The organism is Streptomyces canus (genome assembly GCF_030815415.1).
In the GTDB taxonomy this organism is placed as follows: Bacteria; Actinomycetota; Actinomycetes; order Streptomycetales; family Streptomycetaceae; genus Streptomyces; species Streptomyces canus_F.
In genome coordinates this window covers 8,651,110-8,668,693 of sequence record NZ_JAUSWW010000001.1, presented here as the reverse complement: position 1 = coordinate 8,668,693, position 17,584 = coordinate 8,651,110, and the positions used below count along the sequence as shown (strand labels likewise).

Annotated in this window: 16 protein-coding genes; 10 read left to right on the top strand and 6 right to left on the bottom strand. The window is 70.5% G+C overall.

The features are described 5' to 3' along the window. Positions 1 to 23 precede the first annotated feature (23 nt). Entirely contained in the window at positions 24 to 920 is an 897-nt protein-coding gene (locus tag QF037_RS40145) for a S1 family peptidase (protein WP_373463984.1), read from the top strand. A gap of 189 nt (positions 921 to 1,109) precedes the next feature. Beyond that, positions 1,110 to 1,748 (top strand): restriction endonuclease, encoded by a 639-nt coding sequence (locus tag QF037_RS40140; RefSeq protein ID WP_307033938.1) that lies wholly within the window; start codon positions 1,110 to 1,112, stop codon positions 1,746 to 1,748. 38 nt (positions 1,749 to 1,786) lie between these two features. Here the strand turns inward: QF037_RS40140 and QF037_RS40135 are convergent, their stop codons facing one another. Then, positions 1,787 to 2,209, bottom strand: a complete 423-nt coding sequence (locus QF037_RS40135) for a secondary thiamine-phosphate synthase enzyme YjbQ (protein ID WP_307033936.1) — start codon at positions 2,207 to 2,209, stop codon at positions 1,787 to 1,789. 122 nt (positions 2,210 to 2,331) lie between these two features. On the opposite strand from QF037_RS40135, the gene QF037_RS51125 reads away from it, so the two are divergent. From QF037_RS51125 to QF037_RS40115, 5 genes are all read left to right on the top strand, one after another. Then, on the top strand, positions 2,332 to 2,415 hold the full coding sequence (locus QF037_RS51125; protein WP_349817350.1) for a putative leader peptide: 84 nt from the start codon (positions 2,332 to 2,334) through the stop codon (positions 2,413 to 2,415). A gap of 156 nt (positions 2,416 to 2,571) precedes the next feature. Then, complete coding sequence (locus tag QF037_RS40130; protein ID WP_307033934.1) at positions 2,572 to 3,450, top strand: ABC transporter permease; 879 nt, start codon at positions 2,572 to 2,574, stop codon at positions 3,448 to 3,450. Beyond that, the gene (locus QF037_RS40125; protein WP_307033932.1) at positions 3,423 to 4,199 is read left to right on the top strand and encodes an ABC transporter ATP-binding protein; all 777 of its coding nucleotides are present in this window, start codon (positions 3,423 to 3,425) and stop codon (positions 4,197 to 4,199) included. The genes QF037_RS40130 and QF037_RS40125 overlap by 28 nt, the downstream gene beginning before the upstream one ends. A 41-nt stretch (positions 4,200 to 4,240) precedes the next feature. Further along, complete coding sequence (locus QF037_RS40120) at positions 4,241 to 5,263, top strand: ABC transporter substrate-binding protein (protein ID WP_307033930.1); 1,023 nt, start codon at positions 4,241 to 4,243, stop codon at positions 5,261 to 5,263. A gap of 46 nt (positions 5,264 to 5,309) precedes the next feature. Beyond that, complete coding sequence (locus QF037_RS40115) at positions 5,310 to 6,377, top strand: NAD(P)-binding domain-containing protein (RefSeq protein WP_307033928.1); 1,068 nt, start codon at positions 5,310 to 5,312, stop codon at positions 6,375 to 6,377. Positions 6,378 to 6,389: 12 nt separating this feature from the next. On the opposite strand, the gene mltG is transcribed toward QF037_RS40115, so the two are convergent. Both mltG and QF037_RS40105 read right to left on the bottom strand, forming a co-directional pair. Then, positions 6,390 to 7,247 carry an endolytic transglycosylase MltG gene (gene mltG / locus QF037_RS40110; protein WP_307033926.1) on the bottom strand — a complete coding sequence of 286 codons (858 nt, stop codon included), beginning with the start codon at positions 7,245 to 7,247 and terminating at the stop codon, positions 6,390 to 6,392. Between the two features lie 43 nt (positions 7,248 to 7,290). Next, positions 7,291 to 9,093, bottom strand: coding sequence for an ABC transporter ATP-binding protein (locus QF037_RS40105; protein ID WP_307033924.1), 1,803 nt, complete (start codon positions 9,091 to 9,093; stop codon positions 7,291 to 7,293). A 94-nt stretch (positions 9,094 to 9,187) separates the two neighbouring features. Between QF037_RS40105 and QF037_RS40100 the strand changes: the two genes are divergently transcribed. After that, a complete protein-coding gene (locus tag QF037_RS40100) occupies positions 9,188 to 9,646 on the top strand; it encodes a MarR family winged helix-turn-helix transcriptional regulator (protein WP_307033922.1) in 459 nt (152 codons plus the stop codon). A gap of 59 nt (positions 9,647 to 9,705) precedes the next feature. On the opposite strand, the gene QF037_RS40095 is transcribed toward QF037_RS40100, so the two are convergent. From QF037_RS40095 to QF037_RS40085, 3 genes are all read right to left on the bottom strand, one after another. Next, a complete protein-coding gene (locus QF037_RS40095; protein ID WP_307033920.1) occupies positions 9,706 to 11,106 on the bottom strand; it encodes a cation:dicarboxylate symporter family transporter in 1,401 nt (466 codons plus the stop codon). Positions 11,107 to 11,285: 179 nt separating this feature from the next. Then, positions 11,286 to 12,917 (bottom strand): peptide-N4-asparagine amidase, encoded by a 1,632-nt coding sequence (locus tag QF037_RS40090; RefSeq protein WP_307033918.1) that lies wholly within the window; start codon positions 12,915 to 12,917, stop codon positions 11,286 to 11,288. 222 nt (positions 12,918 to 13,139) lie between these two features. Then, positions 13,140 to 13,850: a L,D-transpeptidase family protein gene (locus QF037_RS40085; RefSeq protein ID WP_307033916.1), complete on the bottom strand. Its 711-nt coding sequence runs from the start codon at positions 13,848 to 13,850 to the stop codon at positions 13,140 to 13,142. A 136-nt stretch (positions 13,851 to 13,986) separates the two neighbouring features. Here QF037_RS40085 and QF037_RS40080 point away from each other — a divergent pair, with 136 nt between their 5' ends. Together QF037_RS40080 and QF037_RS40075 are read left to right on the top strand one after the other, a co-directional pair. Then, positions 13,987 to 15,771, top strand: coding sequence for an ABC transporter ATP-binding protein (locus QF037_RS40080; RefSeq protein ID WP_307033914.1), 1,785 nt, complete (start codon positions 13,987 to 13,989; stop codon positions 15,769 to 15,771). Next, entirely contained in the window at positions 15,768 to 17,549 is a 1,782-nt protein-coding gene (locus QF037_RS40075) for an ABC transporter ATP-binding protein (protein WP_307033912.1), read from the top strand. The genes QF037_RS40080 and QF037_RS40075 overlap by 4 nt, the downstream gene beginning before the upstream one ends. Positions 17,550 to 17,584 lie beyond the last annotated feature (35 nt).

Sequence of the window (17,584 nt, the reverse complement as noted above, 5' to 3'; positions counted from 1 at the left end):
CCGACCTCGGGGAGACTTCGGTGATCAGAGCACGCCGTACCACCACCAGACGTCCACGGCTGATCGCCTCGGTGCTGAGCCTGCTCGTCGTGACCGCGCTCGCGGTGTCCGACGCCGGCGCGGCCGCGGAGCCCACGGCCGGCGCCGCGCCCTCGGCCACCTCGGTCTCCGACGCCGCCTCGGCCGTCGGTTACCTGGGAATCGCGGGGACGAGCTGGGCCGTCGACGAGCGCTCCGGGACGTTACGGGTGCTCGCCGACTCCACGGTCACGGAGACCGACCTGGCCCAACTGCGGCGCACCACCGGGCGTTTCCCGGGTGCCGCGCGCCTCGAACGGCTCGACGGCCCGCTCCGCACCCTCCTCTCGGGCGGCGACGGCATCTACACGTCCGCCTGGCGCTGTTCGGCCGGGGTCAACGTACAGAGCGGATCCACCTACTACTTCGTCACCGCGGGCCACTGCACCGACGGCGCGACCACCTGGTACACCAGCTCCGCCCAGACCACGACGATCGGTTCCACCACCGCCACCAGCTTCCCCGGCAACGACTTCGGTGTCGTCCGGTACTCCAATCCGGCCGTACCGCACCCCGGCACCATCGGATCCGTCGACATCACCGGGACCGCGACCGCCTATGTCGGCCAGACCGTCTGCCGCCGGGGAGCGATCACCGGCGTCCGCTGCGGCAGGGTCACCGCGCTCAACGCGACCGTCAACTACGCGAGCGGAGACATCGTCTACGGCCTGATCCAGACCAACATCTGCGCCGAACCCGGCGACAGCGGCGGCCCGCTCTACGCCGGCGACAAGGTCCTCGGCATCCTCTCCGGCGGCTCCGGCAACTGCACCTCGGGCGGGACCACGTTCTACCAGCCCATCCAGGAAGCGCTGAGCGCCTACGGGCTGTCGGTGTACTGACGGCGACGCGGTCGGTGCCGAACTGACGCGTGTGAGCCGATCGGACCATGGCTGACTCGCGCCCTTCTCGCTCGGCTCTGAACTGCCCAGACTGCCCATCAGGGACGGCAGGGGGAGGCGGGGATGACTGCTCGGCGTGGACGGGGCGCAGCTGCTCGGAGGAGGCGGAAGGCTCGGCTGAAGTCGGCCGTGATCGGCGGCGGTGTGCTGCTTGCCCTCTTGGTGGCGTACTGGTCGGCCGTGTGGCCGTATGTCACGGCGGCCCTGCTGCTCGGGGGCATCGGGGCGCTCGGCTGGTGGTTGTGGCGCACGGATCGGATGGTGCGTGCACGGGACCGCCGTTGGCGACAGGACGAGGAAGTGAAGGCCGGCCGCCGGACCCTCGCCGAGGTGGATGCCATGACCGGCACGGAGTTCGAGGAGCTGGTGGCGGGCTTGTGCCGCCGCGACGGGTGCACGGAGGTCCGGCGGGTGGGTGGTTCGCACGACAACGGTGCTGACGTCCTCGGGCGTCTCCCGGACGGCCGGACCATGGTGGTCCAATGCAAGCGGTACGCACCGAGCAGCACCATCGCGAGTCGGGAGTTGCGCGATCTGCTGGGAGCCAGAGTGCACTTCCGGGCAGATGTGGCCGTGTTCGTGACGACTACGCGATTCAGTCGCCCCTCGGAGAAGTTCGCGGTGGAGCACGGCATCCTCGCCGTGCACCGGGATCACCTCGGATTGTGGAACAACGGTGCTTCCCTCTTGTCGTTGAGCGGCGTGAACGGCCATGGACAGGGAGATTCCCGCCACCGGGCGCGCTGGAAGCAGGCGTACGGCAAGTGACCGACAGGGCAGTCTCAAGCGACCTCGCGATCAGGGCCTCACCCAAGGAACGACAACCGGACCTTCCTGTCCGGGTTGTCGCGATTCGTATCCACCAGACACACCGACTGCCACGTCCCCAGCTCCAGCCGCCCGTCCACCACCGGCAGTGTCGCGTGCGGTGGTACGAACGCGGGGAGGACATGGTCGCGGCCGTGGCCGGGGCTGCCGTGCCGGTGCTGCCAGCGGTCGTCGGAGGGGAGGAGGGTGTGCAGGGCGGCGAGGAGGTCGCTGTCGCTGCCGGCGCCCGTCTCGATGATCGCGATGCCCGCGGTGGCATGCGGGACGAAGATGTTGAGGAGTCCTTCGCGGCCGGCGGCCGCCTCCCGCAGGAACGCCTCGCAGTCGGCGGTCAGGTCGACGACCCGCTCCGTCGAACCGGAAGTGATGTTCAGGACTCGGGTGGTGAACGCATCTGACATACACCCATCCTCGCCCATTCGCCCGGTGTCGCGGGTGACCGGCCGCCCGACCGTTGATACGGCCTGTCCACTCCGCGAGACACCATTGACCATGGCCACGCCATCTGGCTACTTTCGGCGGCATGTTGCGTTCAGCTCTGCTCACCACGCGCGGTCACATCGACCTGCTGCGGGTGGCCTCCGCCGCGTGTCGCCGCGGCTGCTGACGCCCCTTTTCGCACCCCCTCGCGCCTGCGCTCCGCTCTGCCCGCACGTCTGATCCGCGCGCACCCCCTCACACCGGTGCACACCTGAGACGACGGCGCACGGTCGCGGCCCCCCAACTCCCCCTCATCGGCCGCTCTCCCCTCCGTGGAGCACTCATGAGCATCAGCCATGCCCCACCACACCCCCACGAATCCGATATTTCGGTCAAGTCCGGGTCGGGCGACGCCCCGCTCGACCTCGAACCCATCGTCCCCGTCTCCTCCCGACGCACCCGCGTCCCCCGCTGGCTGCGCCGCACCACCGGCCCGGTCCTCCTGCTGGTGCTCTGGCAACTCCTCAGCGCCACAGGTGTGCTGGCCTCCGACGTACTCGCCTCACCGGGCCGGATCGCGCAGGTCGCGAGCGATCTGATCTCCGACGGCTCGCTGGCCTCCGCCATGACCATCTCCCTCCAGCGCGTCGCCGTCGGTCTGCTTCTCGGCACCCTCGTCGGCACCGGACTCGCCCTCGTCTCGGGCCTGTTCCGGATCGGCGAGGACCTCGTGGACGCCCCTGTCCAGATGCTGCGGACCGTGCCGTTCGTCGGTCTCATCCCGCTGTTCATCATCTGGTTCGGCATCGGCGAGGCACCCAAGGTCGCGATCATCACGCTCGGCGTGACCTTCCCGCTCTACCTCAATGTCTACGCCGGTATCCGCGGTGTCGACGCCCAGTTGATCGAGGCGGGCGAGTCCCTCGGTCTCTCGCGATGGGGGCTGGTGCGGCACGTCGTCCTGCCGGGAGCGCTGCCCGGCGCCCTGACCGGTCTGCGCTACTCCCTCGGCATCGCCTGGCTGGCGCTGGTCTTCGCCGAGCAGGTCAACGCGGACTCCGGGATCGGATTCCTCATGGTCCAGGCACGGGACTTCCTGCGGACCGACGTGATCGTGGTCTGCCTGATCGTCTACGCCTTCCTCGGCCTGCTCGCCGACTTCATCGTCCGCTCCCTCGAAAGGCTGCTGCTGCAATGGCGACCGACGTTCACCGGCCGGTGACCACTACCGAGGGGCCGGACACGCCCCCGGTTCCCCGCGCCCCGCATGCGGTCCGCGTCGAAGGGCTGACCCGCTCCTTCGACGGCCGCGCCGTCATCGACGACCTCGAACTCGACGTCCGGCCCGGCGAGTTCGTGGCCCTTCTCGGCCGCAGCGGCTGCGGCAAGTCCACCCTGCTGCCCATCCTCGCCGGCCTCGACCGGGACATCGAGGGCACCGTTCTGGTGCCGCGCCGCAAGGCTGTCGCCTTCCAGGCACCCCGGCTGATGCCGTGGAAGAAGGTGTGGCGCAACGTCCTGCTCGGCCTGCCGGGCAAGCCCGCACGGACCGTCGCCGACAAGGCCCTGGACGAGGTCGGACTGGGCCACCGCTCGGACGCCTGGCCCAAGACCCTCTCCGGTGGCGAGGCCCAACGCGCCTCGCTGGCCAGGGCGTTGGTCCGCGAGCCCGATCTCCTGCTGCTCGACGAGCCGTTCGGCGCGCTCGACGCACTCACCCGTATCAAGGCCCAGCGTCTGGTGGGCGAGTTGTGGCAGCGCCGCGGCTGCGCCGTGCTGCTCGTCACGCACGACGTCGAGGAGGCCGTCCTGCTCGCCGACCGTGTCCTGGTGATGGACGACGGGGTCATCGCCCACGAGCAGCGCATCGACCTCGACCGCCCGCGCGACATCACCGACCCCCGGTTCGCGGAGCTGCGCGCCGGCCTCCTGGAACGTCTGGGCGTCGACACCGCCGCCGAAGCCGCCTGAAACCCCCCACGACAACAGCGACCCCACAGAACGGAACCCCCATGCGACGACGCCTCGCCCCCGCCGCACTGCTCCTCCCCCTCGCCCTCCTGCTCACCGCCTGCGGCGGCAACGCCACCGCCGGTACGGGGACCGGCACCGACGGCCAGGGCTCGCTCACCCTCGAGGTCGGTGACCAGAAGGGGGGTTCGGAGGCGATCCTGCGTGCCGCGGGTGAACTCAAGAACCTCGACTACAAGATCAAGTGGTCGACGTTCACCTCCGGCCCGCCCCTGCTGGAGGCCGTCAACGCCAAGGCCGTAGACATCGGCGGCGTCGGCAACACCCCGCCGGTGTTCGCCGCCGGAGCCGGCTCCCGGATCAAGGTCGTGGCCGCCTTCCACGGCACGTCCAAGGGTGACGCCATCCTCGTACCGAACGACTCGAAGCTGACGAAGGCCGAGCAGCTCAAGGGCAGGTCGGTCGCCGTGGCTCAGGGTTCCTCCGCCAACTACCAGTTGGTCGCCTCCCTCAAGGAGGCCGGTCTGAGTCTGAGCGACGTCAAGGTCAAGTACCTCCAGCCGGCCGACGCGCTGGCCGCGTTCACCTCCGGCAAGGTCGACGCGTGGGCGGTCTGGGACCCGTACACCTCCCAGATCCTTGAGGGCAAGCAGGGCCGCGTCCTCACCACCGGCGACGGCGTCACCAACGGCCTCACCTTCCAGGTGGCGGCGCCGAGCGCACTGCGGGACAAAAAGAAGGCCGCCGCGATCAGGGACTACCTGGAGCGGCTGCGCCGGGCGACCGCGTGGGTCCACGACCATCAGAAGGAGTGGGCCGAGGTGTGGGCGAAGGACACCGGCCTACCGTACGAGGTGGCGCTGGCGTCGGTGAAGCGCACCAACGCCAGCCGGATCTCGGTCGCGGTCGACAAGCCGCTCATCGCCTCCGAGCAGGAGATCGCGGACGCCTTCACCGAGCTGAAGCTGATCCCGCACAAGGTCGACTTCGCGGACTACGTGGACACGCGCTTCAACGCGGATCTGCCGCCGTCCACGACCCCCGCGCGCGGCGAGAAGTCGTAGGCCGGCCGCCGGGAAGATCTGCGACCCCGGCGCAGTTGGTAGAAATGTGAACAACATCGAGGTCGTCGTCATAGGCGCTGGTCAGGCCGGTCTGTCCAGCGCCTATCACCTGCGCCGGACCGGTTTCGAGCCCGAGCGCGACTTCGTCGTCCTGGACCACTCCCCCGGCCCGGGCGGCGCCTGGCAGTTCCGGTGGCCCTCGCTGACGTACGGCAAGGTGCACGGGATGCACGCCCTGCCGGGCATGGAGCTCACCGACGCCGATCCCGCGCGCGCGTCCTCCGATGTGATCGCCGAGTACTTCGACAGCTACGAGCGCGCCTTCGACCTGCGGGTGCGGCGGCCCGTCGATGCGCACGCGGTGCGGGAGGGCACGGACGGGCGCCTCCTGGTGGAGACCTCGGCCGGGACGTGGGCGACTCGGGCGCTGATCAACGCGACCGGCACCTGGGACCGGCCCTTCTGGCCGCGCTATCCCGGCCAGGAGACGTTCCGGGGGCGGCAGTTGCACACCGCGCAGTACCCGGGGCCCGAGGAGTTCGCGGGGCAGCGGGTCCTCGTGGTGGGCGGGGGCGCGTCGGGCACCCAGCACCTGCTGGAGATCGCGCCGTTCGCGGCCTCCACCACATGGGTCACGCGGCGTCCGCCGGTCTTCCGTGAGGGCCCGTTCACCGAGGAGATCGGCCGGGAGGCTGTGGCGCTCGTCGAGGAACGGGTGCGGCAGGGGCTGCCGCCGAGGAGTGTGGTCTCGGTGACCGGGCTGCCGCTCAACGACGCGATCCGGCAGGGCATCGAGGACGGGGTCCTGGACCGTCAGCCCATGTTCGACCGGATCACTCCGGACGGGGTGGAGTGGAACGACGGGCGGCGTGCGGACGTCGACGTCATCCTGTGGGCGACCGGATTCCGGGCCGCCGTCGATCATCTGAGGCCGCTGAAGTTGCGTGAGCCGGGTGGCGGGATCCGCGTCGAGGGGACGCGCGCGGTCGCCGACCCCCGTATCCACCTCGTCGGTTACGGCCCGTCGGCCAGCACCATCGGCGCCAACCGGGCGGGCCGCGCGGCCGTACGGGACATCAGGCGGCTGCTGGAAGGGGAGACGGTCGCCGCCTGAGGCCCCGCAGGGTCACTTCGGCGGCTGCTGCGAAGCGGACGAACCGCCGCTCTTCTGCTGGGCGTTGAACTCGGCCACGTTACGCAGGTGCTCCTGGTAGTCGGCCGTGAAGCGGGTGTCGCCCGGCTTGACCGTGACGAAGTACAGCCAGTCACCGGGCGTCGGGGTGATCGCCGCGCGCACGGCCTCCTCGCCCGGGTTGTCGATCGGGGTCGGGGGCAGGCCCATGCGCTGGTACGAGTTGTAAGGACTGTCGATCCGCGTGTCCGCCTCGCTCGTCCTGAGCGTGGAGCGGCCCAGCGCGTAGTTGATGGTGGAGTCCATCTGCAGGGGCATCCCGCGCTCGAGGCGGTTGAAGATGACCCGGGCCACCTTGCCCATGTCGGCCTTGGTGGCGGCCTCGGCCTGGACGATGCTCGCGATGGTGACGGCCTGGTAGACGTTCATGGCGTTGCGCTGGGCCCCGGCGGCGATCGGGGCGCCGTTGAACTTCTGGTGGGCCGTGTCGGCCATGGACGTCAGCAGCGCCTCGGGCGTGGTCTTGTCGTTCAGCGGATACGTCGCCGGGAAGAGGTAGCCCTCCGGATTGCCCTCGGCGTCGGTCGGCAGCTTCAGGTTCGCCTTGGCGAGGGCCTTCTTGGTGGTGCCGGCCGGACGGGCGAGGACCTTGTCGACGGCGTCGTAGATCTGGCTCGCGCGCCAGCCCTCCGGGATCACCAGCGAAGTGGGCTTGGCGTCCTTGTCGCTGTCCAGGCCCAGCAGCGGCACCGCCACGGCGGTGCCGGCCACGACGGCCCCGGTCGCGATGAGGGCGAGGCGGCCCCGGCGGGTCAGTCGAATCGAGCTCCGTGACGGAGTGTTCTGGTACATGCGGGCACGGTAACCCCCATATCGTTACTAACCCGGCATATCTTCAGCTTGTCGGTTCCAGTTGAGCATCCCGGCGTACGAGGGCGGCGTACCGTCCGTCCTTCTCCAGCAGCTCCTCGTGCGTGCCGCGCTCGGCCACGCTCCCGGAGTCCAGGACCACGATCTGGTCGGCGCTCCGGACGGTGGACAGCCGGTGCGCGATGGTGAGCGTGGTGCGGTTGGCGGACAGGGCGTCGATGGCGTCCTGGACGGCCGCTTCGGTACGGGTGTCCAGGGCGCTGGTCGCCTCGTCCAGGATCAGGACCGGCGGGTCGCGCAGGATCGTCCGGGCGATGGCCAGGCGCTGTTTCTCGCCACCGGAGAAGCGGTGGCCGCGCTCGCCGACGACCGTGTCGTAGCCGTCGGGCAGACCGGCGATGTGCTCGTGGATCTGGGCCGCTCTCGCCGCCGCGTGCAGTTCCTCGTCGGTGGCGTCGGGCTTGGCGAAGCGCAGGTTGTCGGCGACGGTGGCGTGGAAGAGGTACGTCTCCTGGGAGACGACGCCGACCGCGCGGGCGAGCGTGTCGAAGTCGAGGTCGCGCACGTCGATCCCGTCGAGGGTGACGCGGCCGCCCGTCACGTCGTACAGCCGCGGGACCAGGTGGCCGAGCGTCGACTTTCCGGCGCCGGTCGGGCCGACGACCGCGAGGCTGCCGCCCGCGGGGACGGTGACGTCGATGCCGTCGAGGATGGGGGCGCTCTTGCCGTCGTATCCGAACTCGACGTCCTCGAAGCGGACCTCGCCCTTGATGGTGTCGAGGTGGACCGGGCGCTCCCGCTCGGTGATGTCCATCGGCAGGTCGAGGTACTCGAAGATGCGCTGGAAGAGCGCGAGCGAGGCCTGGATCTGGACGCCGGTGCCGAGCAGGCTGACCGCCGGGCGGAACAGGCCCTGCTGGAGCGAGACGAAGGCGACGATCGTGCCGATCGAGACGTCCGGGCCGCCCATCTGGAGGGCGAGGCCCGCGGTCCAGTAGATGACGGCGGGCATCGCGGCCATGACGATCGTGATGACGGCCATGCGCCAGCGGCCGGCCATGCTCGCGCGGACTTCGAGGTCGACCAGGCGCTCGGACTCGTCCGAGAACGACTGGGTGAGCGAGTCGGAGCGGCCCATGGTGCGGCCGAGGAGGATGCCGCTGACCGAGAGGGATTCGGTGACCGTGGCGGCCATCGCGGCCATCTGCTTCTGGCGCTGGGTGGTGATCTTCTTGCGTTCGTTGCCGACGCGGCGGCTGATCCACACGAACACCGGCAGCAGAAGCAGGGAGACCACGGTCAGGCGCCAGTCGAGGGCGATCATCGCGACGATCGTGGCGACCACGCTCGTGACGTTGGAGACCAGCGAGGTGGCGGTGGAGGTGACGGTCGCCTGCATGCCGCCGATGTCGTTGGCGATGCGGGACTGGACCTCGCCGGTGCGGGTGCGCGTGAAGAACGCGAGCGACATGCGCTGGAGGCGGTCGTAGACGGCGGTGCGCAGGTCGTGCATGACGCGCTGGCCGACCGTCGTGGAGATCAGGGTCTGCAGGACGCCGAAGACGCTGGTCAGCACGGCGCTGAGGATCATGCCGAGCGCGAGCAGACTGAGCAGGCCGGTGCGGCCCTCGGGGATCGCGACGTCCAGCGTCTCCTTCAGCATGAAAGGAGTGGCGACCGAGACCAGGGACGCGGCGCCGACCAGGAGGCCGACCACGGCCAGCCGGCTGCGGTAGGGGCGGAACAGCTTCAGGATGCGGCGCACCTGGCGGGGCTGTTCCTCGGAGTCGCCGGGCGACGGCCTGGCGGGTTCGTTGTCGGGGTGCATGGGCTCCTTCGGGAGACTCGTCGTGAGGGACTCACGGACCTTAGCTCATTGTTACCTACACTCACAATGAACATGGTCCTGTTATTGTTCCCGTATGACCACCCCCGATTCCGACGGCCCGCTCGCCGAGCAGCTGCTGCGGTTCACGCGGCGCGTGCACCGGATCCAGAAGCGGCACATCGAGCAGAGCGGCCTGGGTGTCACTCCTGCCCAGTCGCGGTTGCTGCGCACCCTCGCGCACTACGGCTCGCCGCCGCGCATGGCCGATCTGGCCGAGCGTCTGGAGGTCGTGCCGCGCGCGGTGACGTCGCTGGTCGACGGTCTCGAGACGAGCGGCAAGGTACGACGGGTGCCGGATCCGACGAACCGGCGGGTCATCCGGATCGAGCTCACGGACGACGGGCACAAGGCGCTGCGCGAGCTGCGGGGGGCTCGGAGGTCGGCGGCGGCCGAGATCCTGGCGCCGCTGACGGAGGAGCAGCGCGAGGTGCTGGGCGGGTTGCTGGACACGTTGGTGGACGGAGCCGTGCCCGAGCCGGGGAAGCGCTGTTGAGGGCATGAAAGGAGGGCCGCGGCTGGTCGCCGCGGCCCTCCTTTTTCGTTCAGTTGCCGTCAACTGGCTTCGGAGGCTGTCTCCTTGGCCTTCTGGGTGGGTACCGCGGCGATCGGGTTCTCGGCCTCTTCCGGCTCGAGGGCGGGGTCAGTGCCGGGCTCGGGGTCGGCCTCCCCCGCGTCCAGGACCCTCTTGGCCTTCTCCAGGTCCAGCGCGCCCTCCCAGCGGGACACCGCGAAGACGGCGACACAGTTGCCGAGCAGGTTGGTCACGACGCGCATCGAGTCCATGATGCGGTCCACGCCCAGCAGCAGGGCGACGGCACCGGCCGGGATCGCGCCCAGCGAGGAGGCGGTCGCGGACAGGGCGAGGAAGGCCGAGCCGGGGATACCCGCCATGCCCTTGCTGGTCAGCATCAGCACCAGCACCACGGTGATCTGCTGGCCGAGGCTGAGGTCGACGCCCACGGCCTGGGCGATGAACAGCGTGCCGATGGAGAGGTAGAGCGAGGCGCCGTCGAGGTTGAAGGAGTAGCCGGTCGGCAGCACCAGACCGACGGCGTCGTCGCGGGCGCCGGCCTTGCGCAGCTTCTGCATCACACGCGGCATGACGGACTCGGTGGACGCCGTGCCGAGCGCGAGCAGCATCTCCTCACGGATGTAGCGCAGGAACTTCCAGAGGCTGAGCCCGGTGACCGCCTTGAGGGCGACGGCGAGCAGCGCGATGAAGAGCGCGGCGGCCGCGTAGCACAGGATGATCAGCTTGGCGTAGGTCTCGATGACCCCGAGGCCGTACTGGCCGATCAGGACGGCCATCGCGCCGAACACCGCGATCGGGGCGAGGCGCATGATGAAGCCGACGACCGCGAAGATGATCTCCTGGGCCTGCTCGATGGCGGGCAGCACCTTCGGCACCTTGGTGTGGCCGAGGTGGAGCAGCGCGGCACCCACCAGACAGGCCAGGATGAGCACCTGGAGGAGCTCGTTCTCGGCGAAGGCGCCGATGAAACTGGTGGGGATCGCGTTGACGATGAACTCGGTTGTCGAGGGCAGCGAGCCGCCGCCGGTCTTCGCGTCGACCGCCGCGCTGTTCAGCGTGGACGGGTCGACGTTCATCCCCGAGCCCGGCTGGACGAGGTTGGCCGCGAGGAGACCGATGATCAGGGCCAGCGTGCTCGCGACCTCGAACCAGATCAGGGCCTTGAGCCCGATCCGGCCGAAGGCCTTGAGGTCACCGGCCTTGGCGATACCGACGACGACCACACAGAACACGAGCGGCGAGATGATCGTCTTGATGAGCCGGGTGAAGCCGTCGCCGAGCGGCTGGAGGTCGGAGGCGAAGTCGGGCCAGAGCTTTCCGACAACGATGCCGAGGACCAGCGCGACGGCGACCTGGGCGAAGAGTGAGGTACGCAGTATGCGTGCGACGCGTCGCGGCAGGGACGGGACGGACGGCGGCACGGGCACTCCTTGGGGGGACGTCGTTGCACAGAGGCCCCGAGGGGACGTCGGGGACTTCTGCGATACGGAAAGCGGCTTCCGTGGCGATCACTTTGAAGGCGCCGTTGATCTCCCGCAAGACCGCCGTGTTTCCGCCGCGTAAATCACGTCCCTGAGTGACGCATCGCACACAACTGCCTTCAGCAGCCTCGGCGATCCTCGGTGAGCACCCCCTGAACACTGGTCAGGGAGCGGTCGTAACAGCCCTCCGGTCCGTACAGCCGGTAGCGCTCGCTCGTCGTGCCGACCGCGTGCCGTTGGTCGCGCGGGACGTTGACGGTCCAGGTGGCATCGCCGGTGTAGGTGTCGTCGAGCCGCGACCACGCTGTTCGGCGGCCATGGCGCGTGACGGTGACCGCGGCCCGGTCGCCGAGCGTCAGCACGGTCCGCAGCCGGTCGTCCGCACCGAGCGTGGTGGTGCCGTCCATGGTGTACGTCCGATGCGTACGCGTGGTGCGGGCGGGGCCCCGTCCGTCGACGGTGACCGACTCGTCGTCCGCCCAGGTGGCCTGGAGTGCGTCGACGTTCTCGCCGTCGGTCCAGCGGTGGGTGGACGTGTTGCTGAGCGCGCGCCGGACCGTGGTGGTCACCCGGCCGTGCGAGGTGTCGACGTATCCGGCGACGGTGAGCCGGTGCGCACCCTCGGTGTCCAGGCGGTGCTCCGAACCGGGGGCGTACGTCGAGGAGTCGGCGAGGTCGCCGACGGTGTGCGTGGTGAGCTTGCCGGTGACCCGCGTGCTCTTCGCGTCCTGCCAGACCAGGACGTTCACGGGGGCGCTCCAGCCGGTCTGTCCCTCGGGGACGCCGACGACGTCGACCTCTATGCGGTGGGGACGGCCGTCGTTGAGTATCCCGGCGAACGGCGTCAGGTCGTATTCGATCGGCTTGACGTCGAAGGCGCGCGGTCCCGGAACGACGTACCAGAGGAAGGGGTTGGACCAGCCGCCGGTCCACACGTGCGGGAACGGCGCGGCGATCCCGGCGAGTCGGCCGTCGACCTTGATCTGCACCTCGCGGTAGGGGCCGCCCGTCGCTTTGCAGGAGTACGGCGCCTCGTCGGGCACCGTCAGATACCAGTACTCCTCGCAGCCGCCGCCGGATCCGGTGGCGTACACCTCGGCGACGATGCGTTCGCTGTTGCGCGGGGTGGTGATCGTGCCGTCGGTCGGGGTGAGGACCCGGTCGGGGGTCGCGGCGGGGCGGCCGGCGTAGAACGTCAGGGTGACCTTGACGTCGATGATGCCGGTGTACGTGTCGTCGACGACGTTCCCGATGAGCATCTCGACGTCGTGGCCGGAGCGGAAGGTGTCGCTGTAGCGCGTGACGTCCTTCTCGACCGACCACTCGATCCCGTCGGGCGACGGCTGCGGGGTCGACGTACGGAAGATCTCGATCCCGCCGACGTGCAGATAGCCGAGCCGGTCGTACTGACGCCCCTTCACCTTGCCGTCCATCCGCAGCACGACCTTGCTCCAGCGGTCGCCGCAGCCCTCGGGCGGGGTGTAAGTGCCCTTGTACGGCGCGAAGTCACGGAACTGCGCCTCGGCGAGCGTGACGTCACAGGACCTGCCGGAGGGTCTGGTGACGGGTGGGGCGGCGGTGATGGGGTCGTGCCAGTCGGAGCCGAACTCGGGGGGGACGTCGGTGAATTGAGTGGGCCTGCCGCTTGACTGGACGTGCGCATCGGTGGATTGGGCGGGGGTCGCCCCGAGGAGGGTGCTCGCCAGGAGGGTCGCTCCGGCGAGCATGGACATGATGATCCGTCTCTTCATGGCCGGTGTTCTACGGCGAGTCGGGTGCCTTCCGCAATGACGCCTCCCCCGCGAGTGCTAGTGCCGCGGCAGGCAACGTTTGCCCGTCAAGGAGCGGCGTCCGGTGCGTGCTCTCGGCGTGCCGGCCGGAAGCCCTCGTACTGGACGTACTTGGGCTTTCGGCCGGTGCGGCGAGAGTGCGTGCCGGGCGTCGCGACGGGGCAAACGTTGCCTGCCGCGGCACTAGCTCGCCAGGCCGTCCCTGTCCCCCATCACCACCACAGGATGCCGGTCCCGGTCGAGCGTGCGCAGCAGGTACCGCATCGCCGATCTGGACAGGCTGACGCAGGCGGACGTACCGCTGCCGTGGTCCATGTGCAGCCAGATACCGCCGCCCTTGGCGTCGCCGCCGGGCCGGGTGGGGTCGTTCGGCGGGGTGCCCTTGACCCGGTTGTAGTCGATGGCGATGACGTAGTCGAAGTCGTGCCAGTGGGACTCGGCCCACCAGCGCGGGGCCGCGAAGGCGGTGGAGCGGGTGTAGGGGAGTTTCGAGCCGGGGTTCTCCAGGACGCCGCCCGCGTCGGTGAGGGTGAACACGCCGACAGGGCTGCGCTTGTCGCCCTCGCGGTGGTCGGTGGTCCAGCCCTTCTTGCCGTTGTGCGCGGGCCAACTGCGGGTGCGTTCCCAGGCGGAGCCGTGCTTCGTGTAGAGAACGACCGTGGAGTCCGGCGAGTTCCTGCCGTCGCCGTAGACCGCGACGATCTGGCGGGAGTCGTCGGGGATGCGGTGCCGGAAGCGGTCGCCGATGCCCGGGACGCCGGTGGGGGCTGCGGCGGGGGCGGCGGCCGTAGGTCTCGCCGCGGGTTTCGCCGGTTCGGTCCGGGGGCTCGCGCAGGCGGCCAGGGCCGCCAGGAGGATCCCGCAGGCCACCGCACGTCGTCCATCGCTCGCCACCCCGCCATGGTCGCATCCGCCCGACCGGAAAACCGTTTGCCTCCGACCCCGCGATGACGCGAACCTTTCACGGTTTGCTACCGCCGTCCGCGGTCCCCCCACCCCCCTGACACGAGCCACTGGGACGTCATCCGTCATGCAGATTCACGACCTTCCGTATCCCGACCCGGGTGTGCCGGACGCGCGCTCGGGTCCCCGGTTCCTGTGGTGGCTCTTCAGGAATCAGCTGGGCGGCCAACTCAGGTCCCTGGCCTGGGGACTGGTGCACTTCGTGTCCGTCTCCGCCCTGCCGTTCTGTGTGGGACTCGCCGTACAGGCCGTCGTCGACCGGTCCGGCAGCCGGCTCGCCCTCGCGGGCGGGCTGCTGGCACTGGCCTGCGCCGGCAGCGCGATCGGCGACACCTTCCTGCACCGCACCGCCATCACCAACTGGATCACCGCCGCCGCCCGCGTCCAGCAGCTGCTGGCCCGCAAGGCCTCCTCGCTGGGCTCGGGGCTCACCCGACGGGTCTCGGCCGGTGAGGTCGTGGCCGTCTCCACGGGTGACATCGAGAAGATCGGCTGGTTCGTGGAGGCCGTCTCCCGGTTCACCGCCGCGGCGCTCACCGTCGTGATCGTCTGCGTGGGCCTGGTGGTCTACCAGCCGGCGCTCGGCGTCGTGGTCGCCGTGGGTCTGCCGGTGCTGGCGGTCGCCGTACTGCCGCTGCTGCCCCGCGCCACCCGGCGCGCCGACTTCCAGCGGGAGAAGGCGGGCCGTGCCACCGAGCTGGCCTCGGACACGGTCGCCGGACTGCGGGTGCTGCGCGGCATCGGAGGCGAGGAGCTCTTCCTCGACCGCTACCGCAGCGCCTCGCAGGAGGTGCGCCATGCCGCCGTGCGCAGCGCCCGCATGTGGTCCCTGATCTCCGCGATCCAGGTGCTGCTGCCGGGGCTGCTGCTGATCGCGGTCGTCTGGCACGGCGTCGGACTGGCCCGCGAGGGCCGGATCACCATCGGTGAACTCGTCGCCACCTACAGCTCGGTCATGATCCTCACCTATCCGCTGCGGCACTTCGAGGAGATCGCCATGGCGTACTCCTTCTCGCGCCCCTCGGCCCGCCGGGCCGCGCGGGTGCTGTCGCTGGAGCGCGCCACGTCCGAGGAGGGTTCGCTGGCCGGTGACGCGCCGTCCGGAGACCTGTACGACCCGGCGACCGGTGTGCTCGCGCCGTCCGGCCGGCTCACCGCCGTGGTGTGCGGCGACCCGGACGCGGCGGGACTGCTGGCGGAACGCCTCGGCGGCCACCCCGCCGAGGAGGGGACGTCCGTGCTGCTGGGCGGGGTGCCGCTGGACGAGCTGCCGCTCTCGGTCGCGCGGACCGCCGTCCTCGTCCAGGACAAGGACCCGGTCCTGCTGTCCGGCACGCTGCGCGAGCTGCTCGACGTGCCCGCCTCGGGTGACATCGACCCGAGGGAGGCGCTGACGGCGGCGCAGTGCGACGACGTCCTCGCCGCGCTCGTGCAGGGCTCGCTCGGCACCGAGGACCCGTTGGACGCCCGGATCACCGAACGCGGACGCTCCCTGTCGGGCGGCCAGCGCCAGCGGCTCGCCCTGGCCCGGTCGCTGATCACGGACCCGGAGGTACTGGTCCTGGACGAGCCGACCTCCGCCGTCGACTCGCACACCGAGGCCCGGATCGCCGAGGGCGTCCGGAACCTGCGCTCCGGCCGCACGACCGTGGTCTTCACCTCGTCGCCGCTGCTCCTGGACCGTGCGGACCGGGTCGTGCTGGTGCACGAGGGCGAGGTCGTGGCCGTGGGCGTGCACCGCGAACTGGTGCACAAGGAACCCCGGTACCGCGCGGTCGTGACCCGCGAGACCCAGTCCACCGACGACGACGCCCTGACGGGCGTACTGGAAGAGATCGAGGAGACGGCATGATCGGCGTGGCGCCACCGGCGTACGACCCGGCGGCCCCGACGACGGCGAACACCCTGCCCGTCGGTGGCTCCGCGACCGTGCGCGCGTACGTGACCGAACTGTTCCGTCGGCACCGTCGTGCCTTCCTGGGCCTGATCGCCGTCAACACGGTGTCCGTGCTGGCGTCGATGGTGGGGCCGTGGCTTCTCGGCGGGCTCGTGGAGCGGGTCTCCGAAGAGGCTCGTGAACTTCATCTGGAGCTGACCGCCGGGCTGTTCGTGCTCGCGCTCGTCGTCCAGGCCGTGTTCGTGCAGCAGGTACGGCTGCGCGGCGCGATGCTCGGCGAGCGGATGCTGGCCGACCTGCGCGAGGACTTCCTCGTGCGGTCGGTCGGGCTGCCGCCGGGTGTCCTGGAGCGGGCCGGGACGGGGGATCTGCTGTCCCGGATCACGACCGACATCGACCGGCTGGCCAATGCGATGCGCGAGGCCGTGCCCCAGCTGTCGATCGGTGTGGTGTGGGTCGTCCTGCTGCTCGGCGGGCTCGTCGTCACCGCGCCGCCGCTGGCCGCCGCCGTGCTGCTCGCCCTGCCGGTGCTGGTGGTCGGCTGCCGCTGGTACTTCAAGCGGGCGCCGTCCGCCTACCGCTCGGAGGCCGCCGGGTACGCGGCCGTCGCCGCCGCGCTCGCGGAGACCGTGGACGCCGGGCACACCGTCGAGGCACATCGCCTCGGCGCGCGTCGCGTCGAACTGTCGGAGCAGCGGATCAAGGAGTGGACGGCGTGGGAGCGTTACACGCTGTATCTGCGGTCGGTGCTCTTCCCGTTCATCAACGTCACCCACGTGCTGATCCTCTCCTCGGTCCTGATGGTCGGCGGTGTGTTCGTCCTGCACGGCTGGATCGACGTCGGTGAGCTGACGACCGGTGCGCTGATCGCGCAGATGCTCGTCGACCCCGTCGGGCTGATCCTGCGCTGGTACGACGAGCTCCAGGTGGCCCAGGTGTCGCTGGCCCGGCTGGTCGGTGTCCGGGACGTCGAGCCGGACGCCGGCGACGACTCGGTGAGTCCCGACGGGCGCGAGGTGCACGCTGACCGGGTGCACTTCGGCTATCTCGAGGGCGTGGACGTGCTGCGCAAGGTGTCCCTGGAGGTCGCCCCCGGCACCCGGCTGGCGCTGGTCGGCCCGTCCGGGGCGGGCAAGTCCACCCTGGGCAGGCTGCTCGCGGGGATCTACGCGCCCCGGGACGGCCGGATCACCCTGGGCGGTGCGGAACTGTCCCGGATGCCGGCCGAGCGGGTCCGCTCGCACGTGGCCCTGGTGAACCAGGAGCACCACGTCTTCGTGGGCTCGCTCCGCGACAACCTGCTCCTGGCCCGTACCTCCGCCGTCGAGGCGGAACTGTGGGCGGCGCTGGGCGCCGTCGACGCGGACGGCTGGGCGCGGGCCCTGGACGAGGGGCTGGACACGGAGGTCGGCTCGGGCGGTCTGGCCCTCACCCCGGCCCAGGCGCAGCAGATCGCGCTGGCCCGTCTGGTGCTGGCCGACCCGCACACGCTGGTCCTCGACGAGGCGACGTCCCTGCTGGACCCGCGCGCGGCCCGGCATCTGGAGCGGTCCCTGGCCCGTGTCCTCGACGGCCGCACGGTGGTCGCCATCGCCCACCGTCTGCACACCGCCCATGACGCGGATGTCATCGCGGTCGTGGAGAACGGCCGCATCAGCGAGCTGGGCAGCCATGACGAGCTGGTGGCGGCGGACGGGGCGTACGCGTCGCTGTGGCGGTCGTGGCACGGCTGACACCGCGGCCCGGCCGGTCTCGGGAGCCGTCGTAC

Bases quoted from the DNA above. Each gene is read 5' to 3' on its own strand.
- QF037_RS40125 (WP_307033932.1), top strand. From the start codon at position 3,423: ATGGCGACCGACGTTCACCGGCCGGTGACCACTACCGAGGGGCCGGAC.
- QF037_RS51125 (WP_349817350.1), top strand. From the start codon at position 2,332: ATGTTGCGTTCAGCTCTGCTCACCACGCGCGGTCACATCGACCTGCTG.
- mltG (WP_307033926.1), bottom strand. From the start codon at position 7,247: ATGTACCAGAACACTCCGTCACGGAGCTCGATTCGACTGACCCGCCGG.
- QF037_RS40090 (WP_307033918.1), bottom strand. From the start codon at position 12,917: ATGAAGAGACGGATCATCATGTCCATGCTCGCCGGAGCGACCCTCCTG.
- QF037_RS40080 (WP_307033914.1), top strand. From the start codon at position 13,987: ATGCAGATTCACGACCTTCCGTATCCCGACCCGGGTGTGCCGGACGCG.
- QF037_RS40075 (WP_307033912.1), top strand. From the start codon at position 15,768: ATGATCGGCGTGGCGCCACCGGCGTACGACCCGGCGGCCCCGACGACG.
- QF037_RS40130 (WP_307033934.1), top strand. From the start codon at position 2,572: ATGAGCATCAGCCATGCCCCACCACACCCCCACGAATCCGATATTTCG.
- QF037_RS40120 (WP_307033930.1), top strand. From the start codon at position 4,241: ATGCGACGACGCCTCGCCCCCGCCGCACTGCTCCTCCCCCTCGCCCTC.
- QF037_RS40135 (WP_307033936.1), bottom strand. From the start codon at position 2,209: ATGTCAGATGCGTTCACCACCCGAGTCCTGAACATCACTTCCGGTTCG.
- QF037_RS40105 (WP_307033924.1), bottom strand. From the start codon at position 9,093: ATGCACCCCGACAACGAACCCGCCAGGCCGTCGCCCGGCGACTCCGAG.
- QF037_RS40100 (WP_307033922.1), top strand. From the start codon at position 9,188: ATGACCACCCCCGATTCCGACGGCCCGCTCGCCGAGCAGCTGCTGCGG.